The organism is Pseudomonas sp. LBUM1640 (assembly GCF_059716225.1).
The window spans coordinates 830650-850408 of the sequence record NZ_CP166816.1 but is presented as its reverse complement, the minus strand read 5'-3'; the positions used below and the strand labels follow the sequence as shown (position 1 = coordinate 850408).

Sequence of the window (19759 nt, the reverse complement as noted above, 5' to 3'; positions counted from 1 at the left end):
GTACCCCAAGGACAACAGATCATTCTCAAAATGAACGGAGTTCAGCGCGTGTTTTCGATTTCCCGCCGTCAACTGTCAGTAATTGCTGCAGCCCTGGCCCTGGCCGGCTGTCACGCCCCTATCACTGAACAACCGCCAGCGCCGGAGTTGGGTTCGGGTTATCGCACCGACCTCACCACCCGCCACGCCGAGCGCCATATGGCCGCTGCCGCCAACCCGCTGGCCGCCGAAGCCGGGCGCGAGATGCTGCGCCAGGGCGGTTCGGCCATTGACGCGGCGATTGCCATGCAGGCCGTGCTGACCCTGGTGGAGCCGCAGTCTTCCGGTATCGGCGGCGGTGCGTTCATCATGCTGTGGGATGGCAAAAACGTGCACGCGTATGACGGCCGCGAAACGGCACCCGCCGGTGCGACTGAGCGCTTGTTCCTTAAAGCGGATGGCACGCCGATGGCGTTTCCCGAGGCGCAGATTGGCGGGCGCTCGGTCGGCACGCCAGGCGTCTTACGTGCGCTGGAAATGGCACACAAGAAGACCGGCCACCTGCAATGGGCCAAGCTGTTTGAACCGGCGATTCATTTGTCGGAGCAAGGCTTTGCGATTTCCCCGCGCCTGCACGCGCTGATCGCAGCCGACCGTTACATCCCACAATCACCCGACATGGCAGCCTATTTTCTGAATGCCGATGGCACGCCTAAAGCCACCGGCACCCTGTTGAAAAACCCGGCGCTGGCCGCTGTGTTCAAGCGCATCGCCAAGGAAGGACCGGACGCGTTGTACCAAGGGCCGATTGCCGATGAGATCGCGCGCAAGGTCCAGGGCAACCGCAATGCGGGCAGCCTGTCGCAGGCCGACCTCAAGGGCTACACCGCCAAGGAACGCACGCCGCTGTGCACCGACTATAAGCAATATCAGGTGTGCGGCATGCCACCACCGTCGTCGGGCGGGATTGCTGTCGCGCAGATCCTGGGCACGTTGCAGGCCCTCGAAACCCGCGACCCGCGCCTGGCTATCGCACCGATGACACCGGTTAAAAGCGCATCGCCTGCCGGCCTTGAGCCCACACCTGACGCCGTGCACCTGCTCGCCGAAGCGGGTCGCCTGGCCTTCGCCGACCGCGGGCTGTACGTGGCCGACGCCGACTTCGTGCCGGTGCCGACCGCAGGCCTTGTCGCCCCGGACTACCTGGCCAAGCGCGCCACACTGATCGGCGAGCGCAGCATGGGCATCGCCAAGCCGGGCACGCCTGCGGGCATCCAGGTGGCGTACGCGCCGGACCGCTCGCCGTTGCGGATTTCCACCTCGCAAGTGGTGGCGGTGGATGACGTGGGCGGCGCCGTGTCGATGACCACCACGGTAGAAGCGGCGTTCGGCTCGCATGTGATGGTCCAGGGCTTTTTGCTGAACAACCAGATGACTGACTTCTCGTTCATCCCCGAAGAAAACGGCCAGCCGGTAGCCAACCGCGTCGAGCCCGGCAAACGCCCACGCTCGGCCATGGCGCCAACGCTGGTATTCGATCGCAAGAGCGGCGAGTTGCTGGCCACGGTGGGCTCGCCGGGCGGTTCGCAGATCATCGAATACGTGAGCAAATCCCTGGTGGCAATGCTCGATTGGAAGCTTGACCCGCAAGCGGCCATCAGCCTGCCCAACTTCGGTAGCCGCAATGGCGCTACCGAACTGGAAGCAGGCTTGTTCAGCTCCGGTTTGAAACAGGCGCTGAAGGACAAGGGCCACGCGTTGAGCGAGATCGATATGACCAGCGGCATCCAGGCCATTGTTCGCACACGCGATGCAAAGGGCAAGGTGTCGCTGAGCGGTGGCGCCGACCCTCGCCGTGAAGGCGAAGCGGTCGGCGATTGACTTTATTGAGCGCAGAGAACCCCATGCAAAAGGCAAATAATCTCGGCGCCCTCCCCGGCGTCGACCACGGTTTTTGTTCGATCAATGACCCATTGCGCCCGGACGAGGTGTTCATCTGCAAGCAGGTGCACAGTGCGTCGGTGATTGAATGGCAGGCGGATCAGGTGGCAAACACGGTTGAGGCCGATGGCGTGTTCACGCGCGAGCATCAGCCGATTGCGGTGATTACTGCCGATTGCCTGCCCATTCTTATCGCCTCCAAAAGCGGCGAAAGGGTTGTCGCCGTGCATGGCGGCTGGAAGGGATTGCAAAGCGGGATCATCGCCAATGCCGTGCAGCAATTCGCCGCCGAGGGAATTGCCGTTGACCAGCTGCTGGTGGCTATCGGGCCGTCGATCAAGCCGTGCTGCTATGAGGTGAGCGAGGCGTTTATTGCGCAGTTTCAGGCAGACCAAGGCCACCTGTGGCATGACGGTCAGGCGCCGTGGAGCTTCGAGCAGCCGTCGCCACGCCTGCCAGCGCAGATTGCACCGCCCCACGCCAGGCAATCGGCAAGCGCGTGGTTTGATTTGAGTGGTTACGGGGTGATGCTGTTGCAAGCCGCAGGGGTAAAGCCTGAACAGATCGAGGTGAGTGAGGTGTGCACTTATTGCACATCACCGACCTTCGCCAGCTACCGCAGGAGGACTCATCACCCTGAGGAGGTGAAGACGTTGATCTATTCGTGGATTGCACGAAAACCCTAAGAAACACACTGCCCTTGTGGCGAGGGAGCGTGTTGTGGCGAGCGCCACAACAATCAGCGGCTTATCTTCAACCCCTTACGCCCCGCATGCCGCTCCAGCGCCAGCTCAATCAACCGGCTCACCAACTCGCTGTAGCTCATCCCCGCCGCCTGCCACAGCTTGGGGTACATGCTGATGCGGGTGAAGCCGGGCAGTGAGTTGATTTCATTGATCAGCACTTCACCGTCGTCGGTGAGGAACACGTCGACACGTGCCAACCCGGCACAGCCCAATACCTCGAACGCTTGGATGGCGAGGTGGCGAATACGCTCACTGGCCTGGACGCTGATATCAGCCGGCACCACCACTTGGGCAGCCTGGCCGTCGATGTACTTGCTGTCGTAGGAATAGAAGCCGTTACTGACGACGATCTCGCCGCAACCGCTGGCAATGGGGTTGTCGTTGCCCAGCACGGCGCATTCAATTTCGCGCCCCTGCACGGCGGATTCCACCACTACCTTTTCATCAAAACCCAACGCCAGTTCAACGGCGGCATGGTATTGGGCTTCGTTGCCAACTTTGCTCACGCCCACCGAGGAACCCTGGTTGGCGGGTTTGACGAACATCGGCAAACCGAGCGTGTTCACTGCGGCTTCAAAGGACATACGTGCGGCGTTGCGACGGGTCAGGGTGATGAACGGGGTGACGGCAATACCCGCATCGCGCAGCAGGCGTTTGCTGATGTCTTTGTCCATGCACACGGCCGAGCCGAGTACGTCAGAGCCGACGAAAGGCAAGTCGGCCATGCGCAGCAGACCCTGCAGGCAACCGTCTTCACCGAGGGTGCCGTGGACGATGGGGAAAATCACATCGATGTGTTCCAGCAGACCCTGCCCAGAGGTTTCTACCACTTGCTGGCTGGCCTTGCCCGGCACCACCGCCAATTCGCGGTTGGACTGATTGAGCGCGATCAGCGCCGGGTTTTCCTGGTTGATCAGGAAGTTCGAGGTGTCGTTGAGGTGCCAATGGCCGGCCTTGTCGATGCCGATCAGAATGGGTTCGAAGCGCGAACGGTCCAGTGCATCGACGATATTGCGCGCCGATTGCAGTGAGACTTCGTGTTCGGCCGAACGGCCACCAAAAATAATACCCACCCGCACCTTGCTCATGACTCGGCCTCACTGTTGAAAGTAAGGCTTCTTACCATGAGCGGTCAGCGATTCGCCACCAGATGTGCGCCAAACAACAGGTAGCAGCCACCGGCAAACCGGTCGAGCCACTTGCGTGAACGGCTATAGAGGTTGGCCATACGCTCGCTGGAAAACACCAAGGCAACGCTGGTGTACCAGCTGAACGACAAGGTGGCCATGGTGATGACCGCCAGGGCCAACAACGTCGGCGACGGTGACGGCGGCATGGTCGAAGCGAAGGCCGTGGCGACGAACAGGGCGGCCTTGGGGTTGGACAAATTGCCCAGCAAACCGAAGCGCCAGGCGGAGAACAGCGAACGCCGGGGTTCGTCAGGCAACGTCGCCTGATCAACAGTTGGGGCCGAACGTTTGAACAGCTTCAGCCCCAGGTAGATCAGGTAACAGCCGCCAATAATCTTGAAGGCCAGGTAGAGCATGGGCGCCGCAGTGAACAGCGACTTGATGCCCAAGCCGCCTGCCAGCCCCCATATCACCGTGCCCGTGGCCACCCCGGCGGACGCCACCACGCCATGACGACGCGAACAACTCGCCGCCAGTTGGGCGGTGTTGAAGAAGTTCGGCCCCGGTGTCACCACCGCGACAGTCCAAAGCAGCCCCAGCGACAGTAAAGGCGCGGCATACGGCAGGTCGGCGAACAGCATGGGGCGATCCCTCTTCTTAAGTAGTTAAACCTATTCGGTTGCAGGCTCAGGCGTGTGCACCAACAGGTCGCCGGGCTGGCAGTCCAGGTAAGTACAGATGGCATCCAGCGTACCCAGCCGTATGCCCTTGACCTTGCCTTGTTTGAGCAACGACAGGTTCTGTTCGGTAATCCCGATGGCGGCCGCCAGGTCTTTGGATTTGACCTTGCGCCGGGCAAGCATAACGTCCAGTTCAATCACAATGGGCATTTCGATCTCAAACAAAAGTGCGGTTTTCAGAATCCACTTCACTGGCCTGCCACAGGATACGCGCGATTACCGCGATACAGGCAGCGAGAAACAGCGCGACGAAGCTTGGCGCGGTGACACTTAAAGTAATCAGTCGCTGGCCGACCGGCTCATTCATCGTGACCCAGACACTGAGCAACGGCTCGCATAAAAAGTCCAGCAGCACCCATAACGCAACGGCTCGCCCAACTTTGCCCAGGTGCTGCGCCGCGGCACTGGAAAAATACTCTCCACGGGCGTAGTTGCGGAACAATTGACGCAGATGGTTCAAGCCGAACGCCAACGCCATCAGTGGGATACTGGAAAGTACAATGCCACCCGCTGTCTGCCACCAAGGGAACAGCGCAACTTTAGCGGCGTGCGCCTCGATCAGACGGTCACTCAAGGCAAAGCCAAACCCTAGGCCATCGGCAGAAGAACCCAGCACCGGAAACAGCCATACAGCGGTATTGAGCACCAGCATAACGACAATCAGCAACAGCGTGAGCAGCGACATGCGCTGGCTGAGTTGGGCCAAACGTTGAGTGTTCATAAGCAACCTCAGTGAGTGAATGAGGATGCAAAAATAATAGATAAATTATCGTAAAACAATCATTTTTTAATGCTGATTGATATTTAACTTGAGGTCACCCTCATTCAACGCGTGCACAATCGTACAAGACCTCGGCAGACAACCCCCGCCAGACTGGGTTAACGTGTTTCCACCACTACTTGTGACCAGTCACCATGGGCCAACCCACTTCCACCCTCGATTGGCTGCACCGCGCCCCGCACGCCAGCGGCCTGGACCGTATCGAGGCGTACTTTGCCGGCTTCGCGTTCGACCCGCACCGCCACGACACCTACGCCATCGGGCGCACGCTGTTTGGCGTGCAGAGTTATCACTACCGCGGCTGCATGACCCACAGCCTGCCCGGCACGACCATGGTGATTCACCCCGATGAATCCCATGACGGGCGCGCCAGCAGCGTGGAAGGCTTCAAGTACCGCATGATTTATGTGGAGCCGGCGCTGATCCAGCAGATTCTCGGCGGCAGGCCGTTGCCGTTTATCCACAACGGCCTGTCGACTGACCCACGGCTGTTCCGCGCCAGCGAAGTGTTGCTGCAAAGCCTGGACTGCCCGATTGATCCGATGCAGGAACAGGACGCGATGTACGACCTGGCGCAAGCGCTGAGTGCTGCATCGGGGGTGATCATCAGCCGTAAATCCTTCGATTACGTCGCCGCCGAGCGCGCCCGTGAATTTATCCACAGCGCGTTGGGCCGAAGCATCACCCTGGATGAAATGGCCGACCACTGCGGCCGCGATCGCTGGGCGTTGTCGCGGGATTTTCGGTTGTTGTTCGGCACCAGCCCCTACCGCTACCTGACCATGCGTCGCCTGGATTTAGTGCGCAGCCTGCTCGCCCAAGGCCAATCGTTGGTGGACGCGGCGCTGACAGCCGGCTTCACCGACCAGAGCCACATGACCCGGCAATTTCGCAGCACCTACGGCATGCCGCCGTCGCGCTGGGTGAAGATGCTCGGTCGCTGACTACCTGATGTGAATGCGATCAAAATGTGGGAGCGGGCTTGCTCGCGAAGGCGTTGGATCAGTCACTTATCTGTCGACTGGCACTGCGCTTTCGCGAGCAAGCCCGCTCCCACATTGACCCTATGTTGTTTCCAGTATCGAATTCGGCTTGAGCCCATTTTGCTTGGGGCGCAGTGCCAACACTGCCAAGCCCAACGCCCCGCCGATCTGCTGGCTGGTGGCCGATGACTTGGGGCTGACGCAATGCGGGCTATCGCGCGCAATCTCGCGACTGGAAAACGAACGGGGTGTGCGCCTGTTGCAACGCAACACCCGCAGCGTGAGCTTACGCCCGACGGGCCGCGGGTCTATCCGCCGTCCCGGCAATACGTTTGCCGAAGCGCTGGCAAACGCACGCGGGTAAGGCTTACAGCTGACGCCCAACAACCGGCTCGCCAATGGTCAGGAAATTCCCACCCGCCACATGGTGCAAGGTGCGCAACTCATCATGGCCTTCAAAGTGCCAATGCCCTTCGCTGAACACACGTTCGTCGGCATAGGCCGCAACGACTTCGCCGAGGAACAAATCGTAGGTCTGCTGGTTGTGGGGCTCGGGCAGCAGGCGGCACTCCAGCCACGCCACGCAACCTTCCAGCAACGGCGCTTCGGTGTGTTCACCGTTGAATGTCTGCAAACCGTAGGTGGCGAACTTGTCGGTGTCTGCACCGCTGATGTTGCCGACCGTCTGCACCAAATCGGCCTGGGCCACGCAAGGCACCTGCAGCACGAAGGTGCCGGCGCCTTCCAGCAGCTGGCGGGTCCAGGTGGCCTTGTCCAGCACCACGGCGACTTTTGGCGGTTCGAAATCCAGCGGCATGGCCCAGGCAGCGGCCATGATAGTGCGCTTGCCGTCGTGGGCCGCGCTCACCAACACGGTCGGCCCGTGGTTGAGTAAACGGTAGGCCTTGGACAACGGAACGGGGCGACGGTGGGTCGGGCTCATGGAGGGTCGGCTCTTCAAGCAAGAAAAAACCTACGATACCTCAAGCACCCGCCCTGCGGGTCAGCTCGACAGCTGATTGGCAAACTGCCCGACCGCGCTGACCACTTTTTGTGCGCCGTCCTGGATTTCCACGATCACCGTGCCCGCCTCGGCCGCCAACGCCAGACCTTGCTCGGCCTGCAGGCGGCCTTCGGTCATCAAGCTCACCGCATCACGGGCCATGTCCTGGTTCTGACGCACCACACCGACGATTTCCTCGGTGGCCTTGCTGGTACGTGACGCCAACTGACGCACCTCATCGGCCACCACTGCAAAGCCACGACCCTGCTCACCAGCACGCGCCGCTTCGATGGCCGCGTTGAGCGCCAGCAAGTTAGTCTGTTCGGCGATGCCGCTGATGGTTTTGACGATGGTGCCGATCACCAGAGACTGGGCGTTCAGCGCCTCGATACCGTCACCGGCCTGCTGCATGTGCTTGGCCAGATCACGCATCACGTCTACCGCCTGAGTCACCACCGTGGTGCCGCGCTGGGCACTGTTGTCGGTTTGCAGTGAGGTGCTGTAAGCGATGTTGGCAGCCTCCGCCACCGCCTGTTCCCGGTTGACCTGGTCGGTAATCACCGTGGCGAACTTGACCACTTTGTACAGACGATCGTTGGTATCCATCACTGGGTTGTAGGTCGCCTCCAGCCACACCAAACGACCATGGCTGTCGACCCGTTTGAAGCGCGCCGCAACGAACTCACCGGCATTCAAACGTTTCCAGAAGTGCTGGTATTCGGCGCTGTTGTATTCCTCCGGCTCGCAGAACATGCGGTGATGTTTGCCCTGGATCTGCGCCAGGCTGTAGCCCATGCCGCCGAGGAATCGGTCATTGGCAGTCAGCACATGCCCGCCGAGGTCAAACTCGATCACTGCCGTGGAGCGCACCAGCGCGGTGATCAGGTTTTCATGCTCGCGCGACGCCTCGATGGTGCGGGTGAGGTCACTGGAGAAAATCGAGAACCGCAGGATACGCCCGTCCGAACTGCGCACCGGTTGCAGGATCGAGCGCAACCACGCTTCCTTGCCGTTGCCACGCATCAGACGCACGGTGCCGGCAAAGTGTTCGCCGCGCACCAGGGCATTCTTGAAGCGCATTTGGAATTCGTCCTGGCGCAGGTGTGCCGGCACCAGCTCATCAATGTGACGCCCCAGAATGTTGGCGCTCTGGTAAGCCAGTTCTTGCAGGAAGTTGGCATTTGCCCACTCCACCCGGCCTTCAGCGTCCAGCGTCAGGCACAGCATTTCGCTTTCCAGGCTCTCCTTGACCTGTTGCAAGCTGGACAACTCTTCACGAAGAGCTGACAGCTCCTGCTTCAAACGCGTGTTGAACATGGGGCACCGATGGTCATTTGGGGAGGCTGTTCTGACCTGCATCGGCGCTTCCGGCGTTTTCTGAAGCGCTTTCTTTGCGCCACTCACACTCTTTTTTTGGATCCATTAACCACCGTTATTCCGGCACACGCCCATCACTTGATATTCAAGGGTATTGAGCTTGCCGCTGGAATCTTCATAGGTCATGCGTGACGGGACCGGATCGCACGAGCGGATCGGCGGCGTGACGTTGACCACCTTGGCAATGTCCAGCGTCATGCCGTAGCGATAGGCCTGAACCTCGGGCACCGGCTTGCCCTTTCTTTCGGCGTAGGCCGCCATGGCTTTCTCATTGCGTTCCATCATCAGGGCAAAGGTGCGATCACCGCCGCCTTCGGCCAACGCGCCGAATGACAAGATTGCCGTTAATACACCCAAGCCAATTTTATAAACGTTCATTACAGGTTCCTCGGTTGAAAAGTTCAGTGACGAGACTAATCAATCGACCCTGTCGCAATGTTCACTAAAACATTACTTATCTGTTAGGTGGCCACGAGTTTCCAGAATTGTAATGTTCGCGCCACCTAAGCGTTATCCGCCGTTTGCAACTATCAGCCCGGGCCAGATCAATAAAAACGCCCAACCCTATAAGAAGCTGAAAACTGCCAATACCCAGGAGCGAAACATGAACATTGCTTACTACACCCTTCCCTTTTCATTGATTGCCGCACTGCCACTGGCAGCCGTCGCCGTGGAAGACAAGCCTGAGGGTTTTATCGAAGGCAGCAGCGTGAACGTGCTGGCGCGCAATTTTTACTTCAACCGCGACGACCGCAAAGGCCAGTCCAGCCCCACCGGCAATGGCTATTCCGAAGCCTGGGCGCAGGGCTTGATCGGCAAATTCGAATCCGGCTTTACCCAAGGCACCGTCGGGTTTGGCCTGGATGCGTTTGCCATGTACGGCCTGAAACTCGATTCGGGCACCGGCCGCAGCGGCGGCAAGGGCTCGTTTGGCGTACTGCCGGTGGACAGCAATAATCACCCGGAAAGCAGCTACAGCAAATTCGGCGGTGCCGCGAAATTGCGCGTGCTGGACACAGTCATCAAGGCCGGCGACGTATTCCCCGCCACACCGGTGGTGGCCGCCGGCGATTCGCGCTTGTTACCGGAAAGCTTTCGCGGCGTCACCGCGCAAAACACCAGCCTTGAGGGCCTGAGCCTGCAAGGCGGGCGCCTGAGCGGTATGAGCCAACCCAGTGAAAGCGGCATGAACAAAGGCTTCGCGACCTTCTATGCGGGCAAGGTCGATGCGCCTTGGGCCGGCTATTTCGGCGGTGACTACACCGTTAATAAACACCTGAGTGTCAGCCTGTACAGCAGCCGCCTGAAGGATGCCTGGGACCAATATTACTTCGGCAGCGCCGCCACCTACCCGCTGAACGACGACGTGTCGTTGTTCGGCGACTTCAACTATTACAAAGCGGTGGACGAAGGCAAAAAGCTGCTGGGTAAATTCGACAACAACATCTGGAGCGCCAGGCTTGGGGTCAAGGTCGGCGCCCACAGCCTGGCCGTGTCGCACCAGCGCAATAACGGCGACGACGATTTCGATTACCTGCGCCAATCGGATTCGATTTTCCTCAACAACTCGATCCAGTACAGCGACTTCAACTCGCCCAAGGAGCGCTCGTGGATGGCGCGCTACGACTTGGACATGCAGGCCTTTGGCGTTCCCGGCCTGTCATTCATGACCCGTTACGCAAAAGGTAGCGGCGCCGACTACAGCAACGCCAATTCGGTGTACATGCGCCGCGATTCGGCGGGTAACCCGCTGACTGACCAGCGCCGCTGGGAACGTAACGTCGAGGCCAAGTACGTGGTGCAAAGTGGCAGCTTGAAGGATTTATCGTTGCGCTTGCGCCAGGCCACCGTTCGTTCCAGTGCTTTCGAATCGGACCTGGAGGAAGTTCGCTTGATTGCCGAATACCCACTGGTGGCACTCTGAGTAATCATTAATGGGGACGCTTACATTCGTTCGCGCTTAACTAACATTTGCTCACAAATTGATAACTATCAAAACTGTAACATTAGCCTCAGCTTCCCGTTAAGTTGAGCTTCCTATACTCCGCTTCAACTTAGCTGCACCGAGCACTATTCATCTCTGAAGCTTTTTCGTAGCTCCTTTGGAAAGAGATGATTTTTTAACGCCCCGCTGGGGCGTTTTTTTTGCGCGGCGGCTTAGTCGCGACCGATGGTCGCAGTTGACCCTGAAGCTACTTCACACTTCAGACTTCTCCTACTCCCAAGACACCTAATTCCATAAGGAAATGGAGCCCTTCTCTCACCCGTAAAAGGTAAACCCCATGCGTATCCTTGTAGTTGAGGACGAGCAAAAAACCGCCGACTACCTGCAGCAAGGCCTGAATGAAAGTGGCTATGTGGTCGACTGTGCGTCCAACGGCATCGACGGCCTGCACCTGGCAGGGCAGCACGCCTATGAGCTGGTCATCCTCGACGTCAACCTGCCGGGCAAGGATGGCTGGGAAGTGCTGGAGCAATTGCGCCGCAATGGCACCCAACGCGTGATGATGCTGACCGCCCGTGGCCGGCTGGCCGACAAGATCAAGGGCCTGGACATGGGCGCCGATGATTACCTGGTCAAACCCTTCGAATTTCCCGAGTTGCTCGCGCGGGTGCGCACGCTGTTGCGCCGTAGCGAACATATCCCACAGCCCGACGTGTTCCGCGTGCAGGACTTGGAACTGGACCCGCGCCGCCATCGCGCGTACCGCGGCACCCGGCGTATCGACCTGACCACCAAGGAATTTGCCCTGTTACAGGTGCTGATGCGCCAGACCGGTGAAGTGCTGACGCGCACGCAGATTATTTCGCTGGTGTGGGACATGAACTTCGACTGCGACACCAACGTGGTGGAAGTCTCCATCAGCCGCCTGCGCGCCAAGGTGGATGACCAGAGTGAGGTCAAGCTGATCCACACCATTCGCGGTGTGGGTTATGTGCTGGAGGCGCGGCAATGAAAGCCAGCAGTTTGTCGATGCGCCTGGGGCTGACGGTCAGCCTGATGGGCGCAGGCCTGGTGCTGTTGCTGGCCACCCTGGCCTACCTGGCGCTGACCCACGAGCTGGAAAAACTCGCGCGCAAAGGCCTGGAAAGCAAGATGGAACAGATCCAGCACAGCCTGTCACAAGGCCTGGACGCCAGCGGCATCCGCGCCCGCCCGCACTCGCTGATGGACCTGGTGATCGGCCATGACAACTTCTACCTGACCATCGTCGGCACCGCCCCCGATGAGAGCGTGTTACTGAGTGCCGGGGCCAAACCACAGGAACCGTTGCTGACAAACTTCACGCCGCGCGAAACCCTCGGTTACCTCAACTGGGCCGACAGCAATCGCAACCAAGTGCTCAGCGCCTCCAGCCTGATGCGCCTGGCCAGCGGCGAGCGCGTTCGCGTGCTGCTGTCCCTGGACCGCATGGACGACCAGGCACTGCTCAGTGCTTACCTGCGCGCCACCGTCATCGCGTTGCCCCTGCTCTTGATATTGATCGGCATGGGTGCCTGGTGGCTGGTGCAGCGCGGGCTGGCGCCGTTGAAGCAGTTCAGCCATGTGGCGGCCAAAGTCACCACACAGGATCTGACCCATCGCTTGTCCGTCGACAACCTGCCCCACGAACTGGGCGAGTTGGCGCACGCCTTCAACGTGATGCTCAACCGCCTGGATGCGGGCGTTCAGCAGCTGTCGCAATTCTCCGATGACCTCGCCCACGAACTCCGTGCGCCGTTGACCAACCTGATGGGCAAGGCCCAAGTGACGCTGTCGCGCCAACGCCCGCCAGAGGAATATAAAGCGGTGCTGGAATCCAACACCGAAGAGCTGGAGCGCCTGGCGCGCATCGTCTCCGACATGCTGTTTCTGGCCCAAGTCAGCCACCCGGCAGCACGGGCTTCGTTCACCGCCGTGTCGCTGATGGCGGAAGCCAACCGGGTGATGGACTTGTTCGCCCTGAGTGCCGAAGACAAACAACTGACCCTGACCCTCAGTGGCGATGCCCACGTACACGGCGATCGCCTGATGATTCAACGCGCGCTCTCGAACCTGCTGTCCAACGCGATCCGCCATAGCCCTGCGGGCTCGCATATCTCGCTGCTGGTGGAAACTTACGGCAACAACGTTTCGCTGTCCGTCAGCAACCCAGGCCAGGGGATCGAAGCGCAACACCTGCCGCACCTGTTCGAACGTTTCTACCGTGTCGACAGCAGCCGCGCCCGCACCGAGGGCGGCACCGGCCTGGGGCTGGCCATCGTGCGGTCGATCATGACCCTGCACCAGGGGCAGACTGACGTGCGCAGCCTGCCCGGTGGGTTTACATTGTTTCGCCTGGTGTTTCCTAAAGTGCTGCCTGGATAAGGGTGCGCGGACTTCAAACCCAAGCAGTTCAATGTGGGAGCCGTCGAGCTTTAGCGAGGCCGCGAAGACGGCGGCACAGCCAATAGATAGATTGCCTGAACCACCGCTTTCGCAGCCTCGCTAAAGCTCGACAACTCCCACAGTTGATCTTGGGTGACCTCAGTAACCCACCCGCGTCATTCCTCCTTGCGATGCGCCCACTGATACAACGCCGGCAGCACCAGCAAGGTCAGCAACGTAGAAGAAATAATCCCGCCGATCACCACCGTCGCCAACGGGCGCTGCACCTCGGCGCCGGTGCCGGTGGCCAAGGCCATCGGGATAAACCCCAGGGACGCCACCAGCGCAGTCATCAACACCGGCCGCAAACGCGTGAGTGCCCCTTCGTTGATCGCCACCGATAATGAACGCCCTTCCTCACGCAGGTTGCGGATGAAGGCGATCATCACCAGCCCGTTCAGCACCGCCACGCCAGATAGCGCAATAAACCCCACACCCGCCGAGATCGACAGCGGAATATCGCGCAGCCACAACGCCATGATCCCACCGGTCAACGCGAATGGAATCCCGGTAAACACCAGCAAGCCATCCTTGAGGTTGTTGAACATCATGAACAGCAACCCGAACACCAGCAGCAACGCCACCGGCACCACAATGCGCAAACGCTCGGAGGCTTCCTTCAACTGTTCGAACTGCCCGCCCCACGTGGTCCAGTAACCCGCCGGCACCTTCACTTGGGTGCTAATGGCCGTCTCCGCTTCCTCTACAAACGAACCGATATCACGCCCACGCACGTTGGCGCTGACGATCACCAAGCGCTTGCCGTTTTCGCGGCTGATCTGATTCGGGCCGAGCACCAGGTCCAGGCTGGCAACCTGGGACAAAGCGATAAAGCCCAACTGCCCCGACGCGCTACTGGCCAGCGCCGGCACCGGAATCAACAACCGCGACAGCCCGTCGATATCAGTGCGCAGCGCGTCAGACAAACGCACGACCATGTCAAAGCGCCGGTCACCTTCGTACAACGTACCGGCCTGGCGCCCACCGACAGCGACGGCAATGGTGTCTTGCACATCGCCCACATTCAGGCCGAAACGCGCGGCCTTGTCGCGGTCGATATTGATGGTCAGCACCGGCAGCCCGGAGGTCTGCTCCACCTTCACTTCCGAGGCGCCCTCAAGCTTTTGCAGGGTCTCGGCGATTTCCGCGGCGGTCTTGTTGAGCACCGCCATGTCGTCGCCAAACACCTTCACCGCCACATCGCTGCGCACCCCGGAAATCAGCTCGTTAAACCGTAGTTGGATCGGTTGCGACAGTTCATACGCACTGCCCGGCACAATCGCACTGGCGCGCTGGATGTCTTCGATCAGCGCCTCGCGGGACTTCTTCGGATCCGGCCATTGGTCTTGGGGTTTGAGCATCACATAGCTGTCGGAAATATTCGGCGGCATCGGGTCGGAAGCGATTTCCGCGGTGCCGGTACGCGCGAAGACCCGCTCGATTTCCGGCACCTGCGCCATCAAGGTTTTTTCCAGCTGCTGCTGCATCTGCACCGATTGCGTCAGGCTGGTGCCCGGCACGCGCAAGGCTTGTTGGGCAAAGTCGCCTTCGCTGAGGCTGGGGATAAACTCACTGCCCATACGGCTGGCCACCACGCCCGAGGCGACGATGGTCAACACCGCCAAGCCAAACACCAGCGGGCGGCGCGCCATCACCCAATCCAGCACCGGCGCATAGGCCCGACGGGCGGTGCGCATCACCAGGTTTTCTTCCTCCTTGACCTTGCCGGTGACGAACAGCGCAATCGCGGCCGGCACGAACGTCACCGACAGAATCATCGCGCCGAGCAAGGCGATTACCACGGTGAATGCCATGGGATGGAACATCTTCCCGGCCACACCGGTGAGGGCGAAGATCGGCAGGTAAACGACCATGATGATCAGTTGCCCGTAGATCAACGCGCGCCGCGCTTCTTTGGCGGCGGCGAACACTTCGTGCAGGCGCTCGCCGCGGGTCAGCAAGCGCCCATGGCGCTGTTGCGCATGGGCCAGGCGGCGGATGGCGTTTTCAACGATCACCACCGCGCCGTCGACAATAATGCCGAAGTCCAACGCGCCAAGGCTCATCAGGTTGGCGCTGACTTTGTTGGTGAACATCCCCGTAAAGGTGAACAACATGGCCAGGGGAATCACCATCGCGGTGATCAACGCCGCGCGAATATTGCCCAGGAACAGGAACAGCACCGCGACCACCAGCAGCGCACCTTCGAAGAGGTTTTTCTTCACGGTGGCGATGGCTTTTTCCACCAGGTTGGTGCGGTCGTAGACGGTGACAGCCACCACGCCCTCAGGCAGTGAACGGTTGATCTCTTCGAGTTTTTTCGCCACCGCCTGGGACACGGTGCGGCTGTTCTCACCAATCAACATAAACACCGTGCCCAGCACCACTTCACGGCCATTTTCGGTGGCTGCACCGGTACGCAGCTCACGGCCGATTTCGACCTGCGCCACATTGCGCACGCGAATGGGTGTGCCGCCAGAGGTGGTGATGACGATGTTGGCGATGTCATCAATCGACGCCACTTGCCCCGGTGCGCGAATCAACAGTTGCTCGCCACTGCGCTCGATGTAACCGGCGCCGACGTTGGCGTTGTTGCGCTCAAGCGCCGTGACCAAATCGGTCAACGTCAGGTTGTAGGCCGCCAGCCGTTTTGGGTCCGGGGCGATCTGGTATTCCTTGGCGAAACCGCCGATGGTGTTGATCTCCGCCACGCCCGGCACGTTGCGCAGTTGCGGTTTGATGATCCAGTCCTGGATTACGCGCAGGTCGGTCGGTGTGTAGGGCGTGCCGTCTTCCTTGAGTGCGCCGTCTTCAGCTTCGACAGTCCATAGGAAAATTTCCCCCAGGCCGGTAGAAATCGGCCCCATCGCGGTTTCGATCCCGGAGGGCAATTGTTCACGGGCGACTTGCAGGCGCTCGTTGACCAATTGGCGGGCGAAGAACAGGTCGGTGCCGTCTTTGAAGATGACCGTGACCTGGGACAGGCCGGAGCGCGACAACGACCGTGTCTGCTGCAAACCCGGCAGCCCGGCCATGGCCGTTTCTATGGGAAAGGTAATGCGCTGTTCAGTTTCCAGCGGCGAAAACCCGGCCGCCGCCGAGTTGATCTGCACCTGCACGTTGGTGATGTCAGGCACCGCGTCGATGGGCAACTTCTGATAGCTGGCAATGCCGACACCGGCCATCAACAGCACCGCCAGCAGCACGATGATGCGCTGCTCGATGGCGAATTGGATAAGGCGCTCAAACATGGGGAATCACTCGCAGGATCAATGGGCGTGCTCGGCCGAGCCTTTACCCAGTTCGGACTTGAGGATGAAGCTGCCTTCGGTCGCCACTTGCTCCCCGGCGTCGAGGCCTTTGCGCACTTCGACGTAGCCGTTTTCACTCACGCCCAGCTCAAGATGGCGGGTGATGAACCCGTCCGGCGTGCGCACGAACACCGAGGGTTTGTCCTCGACGGTCTGGATCGCGGTTTGCGGGACGGTGACCTTGGCCTGGTAGGTGTCGGTGGCCAATTGCACGGTGACAAACAGCCCTGGGCGCCAGGCGTCGTCGGGGTTGGGCACGGTCACGCGCACGGTGGCGGTACGCGTCTGCTCGCCGAGCAGGTTACCGACATAGGCCACAGTGCCGAGCACTTCGGTGCCCATTTCCGTTGAGCTGACCTTCACCGGTTTACCGACACGCACCTTGTTCAAGTCCTTGGGAAACACGCCGAAGGTGACCCACACCTGGGATAAGTCCGAGAGCGTGAACGCGTTGCTGGTTTCGCCGACCACTTCACCGACACCCAGGTGTTTTTCCACCACGACACCTGCGAATGGCGCGCGCAGTTCATAGCGATTACCGCCGACCAAGACCGCGCTGCCGCTGAGTGCGGTCATCTTCTGACGGGCGTTGTTCAGGGCAATTTCTGCCTCTTGCAAGGTCTGGCGCGCCAGCAGGTAATCCTGCTCGGCAGAGATCTCGTCCTTCCACAGTTGGCGCTCGCGCTGGAAGGTGGTGCGCGCCAGTTCAACGCGGCGTTCGCTGGCCGCCAGCTCACTGCGTTGGTCGGAAATCTGCTGGCTGGCGATCACGGCTAGCAGCTCGCCTTTTTTCACCGACTGGCCGAGATTGACCTTGACCGCCTCCACCACGCCGGCCGCACGCGGGACGATGTGCGAGGTACGGTCCTCGTCGAAACGCACCTCCCCCGGCAGCGTCAGCAGCGTGCTGATTGAGCGCGGTTGGGCCTTGGCGAGCTGAATACCGGCGGCCTGGATCTGCTGCTCGGTGAGTTCGAGTTTGCCTTCTTCTTCCTCGTCGGCATGTGCAAAACCAGACAGCATCAGGCCCAGGGCGACGGCAAGCGCCACACCGTGTTTATGCTTCATAAAAGACTCCAGAAAAAATCAAAACCGGGCGAGGTCGCCGTAAATCCGTTCGATGCGCACCCAGGCGTCGGTCGCCTGGGCGGTGGCCGTGAGGTATTGGGTGCGCGCTGCAATCAAGGTGCGCTGGGCGTCGAGCACGTCGAGGAAGTTGAACTTGCCCATCTCGAAGCCACGCGTGGCGCTGTCCACCGCGCTTTGGGCGGCGGGCAGGATCTGCTGGTTGAAGGTGCTCACCTCGGTGTTGGCGGTTTGCCACAGGTCCAGGGCCTGGCGCGTTTCGGTGCGCAGGCGCAGCTCAACGGCGTTACGCAGGTCGCGGGCTTGATCGGCGCGGCGGCTGGCGGCGAGCACATTGCCCTGGTTGCGGTTGAACAGCGGGATCGGCATCGACACGCCCACCAGGTTTACGCGCTCACGCACGCTGGCGTCGTACTGGCTGCCGATGGACACATCGAGGTCGGGAATGCGCTGGGCTTTTTCCAGGCCCACGTTGGCTTCGCTCTGGATAATCTGCATCTCGGCCAAGCGCAGTTCGGTGGTTTGTTCAAGCCGCGCCAGCAATTGCGCAGAGGCCGGTAACGGCGGTGCGGATTGGCTTTGCGTGGCGACGGCCTGAAAGTCGGGTGTAGCGCTGCCGGTACTGGCGGCAAGGCGCCGATAGGCATCGCTGAGGCCGACCTGCGCGCGGTTCAACTCCAGACGGATCTCGGATAACTGCACCTGTGCGCGAGTGGCTTCCACCGGCGATGATTTACCCGCCTTGACGCGGCCATTGGCGACCACCAGGCCGCGCTCGGCCAAGGCCATTGAGCGTTGCGCCAGATCGAGGCGCTCCTGGCCACGCAGGGCGCCGTAGTAGCTGTCGATCACATCGGCGCGCAGGCCGTTGCGACGTTGCTCCAGGGTCAGCGCGGCGGCGTCCTGGGCGCGTGTGGCCACGTCGATGCGCGCGCCGCGCTTGCCGCCCAGTTCCAGGGTCTGGCTGAGTTTAACGGTGGTGGTGCGCGTGTTGCGGCGTGTGTCTTCGGCATCCCAGGAAGCCACTGGGTTGGGGATCAAGCCAGCCTGTTGGCGACCGCCTTGGGCGATGTCGATTTCCCATTGCGCGGCGGCCAGGTCGGGGTTGTTGGCGAAGGCGGCTTGCAGGGCTGCATCGAGAGTGAGGGTTTGCGCCTGGGCAGCACTTGCCGCCAACCAAAACGCTGCCGCCCCAAAAAATGTTCTAACGGAAAGTGCCATAACGAGAGTTCCACGCCCATGAAGTCGCTGAGATTTCCCAGCGGGGGCAATGTAGCTTTCGGTACTTATCAGGGCGGTGGGTGAAACATTACAAATCCGTTAGCCAGGATCAGGCATGTACCTCGTCATGCTCGTCGTGATGAAAACCTTCGCCCTCGACCTGCAAGGTGACGTGGGAAATATCGAATTGTTCGTGCAGCAATTCCGTCACCCGCGTGAGGATTTGTTGCTCGGTGCCCAGCGCGGAATCCGCCACCAAGTGTGTACTCAGCACATTCTTGCCGCTGGTCAGGGCCCAGATATGCAGGTCGTGCACGTCCTTGACCCCGGGCACACTGCGAATGGCCTGCTCGACCTGATCGATATCAACCCCGTCGGGTACGCCTTGCAGCAGCACGTTCATGCTTTCCTTGAGCAGGGTCCAGGTGCGCGGCAAAACCCAGAAACCGATGGCCGCCGCCACCAGGGAGTCGACCCAACCCCAGCCGGTCAACATGATCACCACCGCCGCGATAATCACGCCGATGGAGCCGAGCATGTCGCTCCACACTTCCAGGTAAGCGCCCTTCACATTGAGGCTTTCACCGCTGGCGGCACTGAGCAACTTCATGGAAATCAGGTTGACGATCAGCCCCAGCACGGCAATCACCAGCATGCCGGTGGACTGGATTTCAGCCGGTGCCTGCAGGCGTTGATAGGCCTCATACAGGATGTAAAACGCCACCGCGAACAACAGCAACGCGTTGAACGCCGCCGCCAGGATCTCGAAACGCGCATAGCCAAAGGTGCGCTTGCGGTCGGCGGCGCGCTTGGCGACCTGGATAGCGACGAGGGAAATCGCCAGCGCCAGGGCGTCGGTCATCATGTGCGCGGCGTCGGACAACAGCGCCAGGCTGCCGGTGATAAAGGCAGCGATCACCTCGGCAATCATGAAACTGCTTGTCAAACCCAGCGCGATCCATAAAAGCCTCTCGTGGCCGGCGCGTGCTTGCCCGTGGTTATGTCCTGCGCTCATGAAATGTCCTCAAAAGGTGTGGTCCGTTGATCATAGAG

Annotated in this window: 16 protein-coding genes and 3 pseudogenes; 7 read left to right on the top strand and 12 right to left on the bottom strand. The window is 60.5% G+C overall.

Translation table 11 applies throughout. From position 1 onward, the window contains the following. The first annotated feature begins 30 nt into the window (after positions 1-30). The gene (gene ggt, locus ACA065_RS03655; protein WP_497693357.1) at positions 31-1860 is read left to right on the top strand and encodes a gamma-glutamyltransferase; all 1830 of its coding nucleotides are present in this window, start codon (positions 31-33) and stop codon (positions 1858-1860) included. A gap of 23 nt (positions 1861-1883) precedes the next feature. Beyond that, positions 1884-2606, top strand: coding sequence for a peptidoglycan editing factor PgeF (pgeF, locus tag ACA065_RS03650; protein WP_497693356.1), 723 nt, complete (start codon positions 1884-1886; stop codon positions 2604-2606). Between the two features lie 53 nt (positions 2607-2659). On the opposite strand, the gene ddlA is transcribed toward pgeF, so the two are convergent. The 4 genes from ddlA to ACA065_RS03630 are packed head-to-tail and all read right to left on the bottom strand — an operon-like array spanning position 2660 to position 5257. Beyond that, the gene (gene ddlA, locus ACA065_RS03645) at positions 2660-3754 is read right to left on the bottom strand and encodes a D-alanine--D-alanine ligase (RefSeq protein WP_497693355.1); all 1095 of its coding nucleotides are present in this window, start codon (positions 3752-3754) and stop codon (positions 2660-2662) included. Between the two features lie 44 nt (positions 3755-3798). Next, positions 3799-4437, bottom strand: a complete 639-nt coding sequence (locus ACA065_RS03640) for a LysE family transporter (protein ID WP_497693354.1) — start codon at positions 4435-4437, stop codon at positions 3799-3801. Positions 4438-4467: 30 nt separating this feature from the next. Then, positions 4468-4686 (bottom strand): helix-turn-helix domain-containing protein, encoded by a 219-nt coding sequence (locus tag ACA065_RS03635; RefSeq protein WP_497693353.1) that lies wholly within the window; start codon positions 4684-4686, stop codon positions 4468-4470. A gap of 7 nt (positions 4687-4693) precedes the next feature. Beyond that, positions 4694-5257, bottom strand: coding sequence for a DUF2975 domain-containing protein (locus ACA065_RS03630; protein ID WP_497693352.1), 564 nt, complete (start codon positions 5255-5257; stop codon positions 4694-4696). A gap of 194 nt (positions 5258-5451) precedes the next feature. On the opposite strand from ACA065_RS03630, the gene ACA065_RS03625 reads away from it, so the two are divergent. Together ACA065_RS03625 and ACA065_RS03620 are read left to right on the top strand one after the other, a co-directional pair. Continuing rightward, positions 5452-6261, top strand: coding sequence for an AraC family transcriptional regulator (locus ACA065_RS03625; protein WP_497693351.1), 810 nt, complete (start codon positions 5452-5454; stop codon positions 6259-6261). Between the two features lie 220 nt (positions 6262-6481). After that, a pseudogene (locus ACA065_RS03620) lies at positions 6482-6640 on the top strand (LysR family transcriptional regulator); the annotation flags it as partial. A 27-nt stretch (positions 6641-6667) separates the two neighbouring features. Here the strand turns inward: ACA065_RS03620 and ACA065_RS03615 are convergent. The 4 genes and pseudogenes from ACA065_RS03615 to ACA065_RS03600 all read right to left on the bottom strand — a co-directional run bounded on the left by ACA065_RS03615 (position 6668) and on the right by ACA065_RS03600 (position 9058). Then, positions 6668-7243 (bottom strand): flavin reductase family protein, encoded by a 576-nt coding sequence (locus tag ACA065_RS03615; RefSeq protein WP_497693350.1) that lies wholly within the window; start codon positions 7241-7243, stop codon positions 6668-6670. A 60-nt stretch (positions 7244-7303) separates the two neighbouring features. Beyond that, positions 7304-7735 (bottom strand): annotated as a pseudogene (locus ACA065_RS03610) (methyl-accepting chemotaxis protein); the annotation flags it as partial. Between the two features lie 108 nt (positions 7736-7843). Continuing rightward, a pseudogene (locus ACA065_RS03605) lies at positions 7844-8530 on the bottom strand (PAS domain-containing protein); the annotation flags it as partial. Between the two features lie 195 nt (positions 8531-8725). Beyond that, positions 8726-9058, bottom strand: coding sequence for a DUF2790 domain-containing protein (locus ACA065_RS03600; RefSeq protein ID WP_497693349.1), 333 nt, complete (start codon positions 9056-9058; stop codon positions 8726-8728). 226 nt (positions 9059-9284) lie between these two features. On the opposite strand from ACA065_RS03600, the gene ACA065_RS03595 reads away from it, so the two are divergent. The 3 genes from ACA065_RS03595 (at position 9285) to ACA065_RS03585 (ending at position 13028) form a co-directional block, all read left to right on the top strand. After that, positions 9285-10604 (top strand): OprD family porin, encoded by a 1320-nt coding sequence (locus ACA065_RS03595; RefSeq protein WP_497693348.1) that lies wholly within the window; start codon positions 9285-9287, stop codon positions 10602-10604. A gap of 358 nt (positions 10605-10962) precedes the next feature. Continuing rightward, on the top strand, positions 10963-11637 hold the full coding sequence (locus ACA065_RS03590; RefSeq protein ID WP_497693347.1) for a heavy metal response regulator transcription factor: 675 nt from the start codon (positions 10963-10965) through the stop codon (positions 11635-11637). After that, a complete protein-coding gene (locus ACA065_RS03585; RefSeq protein ID WP_497693346.1) occupies positions 11634-13028 on the top strand; it encodes a heavy metal sensor histidine kinase in 1395 nt (464 codons plus the stop codon). The genes ACA065_RS03590 and ACA065_RS03585 overlap by 4 nt, the downstream gene beginning before the upstream one ends. Before the next feature lie 176 nt (positions 13029-13204). Here ACA065_RS03585 and ACA065_RS03580 read toward each other — a convergent pair whose 3' ends face one another. From ACA065_RS03580 to ACA065_RS03565, 4 genes are all read right to left on the bottom strand, one after another. Then, complete coding sequence (locus ACA065_RS03580) at positions 13205-16339, bottom strand: CusA/CzcA family heavy metal efflux RND transporter (protein WP_497693345.1); 3135 nt, start codon at positions 16337-16339, stop codon at positions 13205-13207. A gap of 18 nt (positions 16340-16357) precedes the next feature. Continuing rightward, positions 16358-17467: an efflux RND transporter periplasmic adaptor subunit gene (locus ACA065_RS03575; RefSeq protein WP_497693344.1), complete on the bottom strand. Its 1110-nt coding sequence runs from the start codon at positions 17465-17467 to the stop codon at positions 16358-16360. An 18-nt stretch (positions 17468-17485) separates the two neighbouring features. Then, positions 17486-18706, bottom strand: coding sequence for a TolC family protein (locus tag ACA065_RS03570; RefSeq protein ID WP_497693343.1), 1221 nt, complete (start codon positions 18704-18706; stop codon positions 17486-17488). Positions 18707-18815: 109 nt separating this feature from the next. Next, positions 18816-19721 (bottom strand): cation diffusion facilitator family transporter, encoded by a 906-nt coding sequence (locus ACA065_RS03565; RefSeq protein ID WP_497693342.1) that lies wholly within the window; start codon positions 19719-19721, stop codon positions 18816-18818. Positions 19722-19759 lie beyond the last annotated feature (38 nt).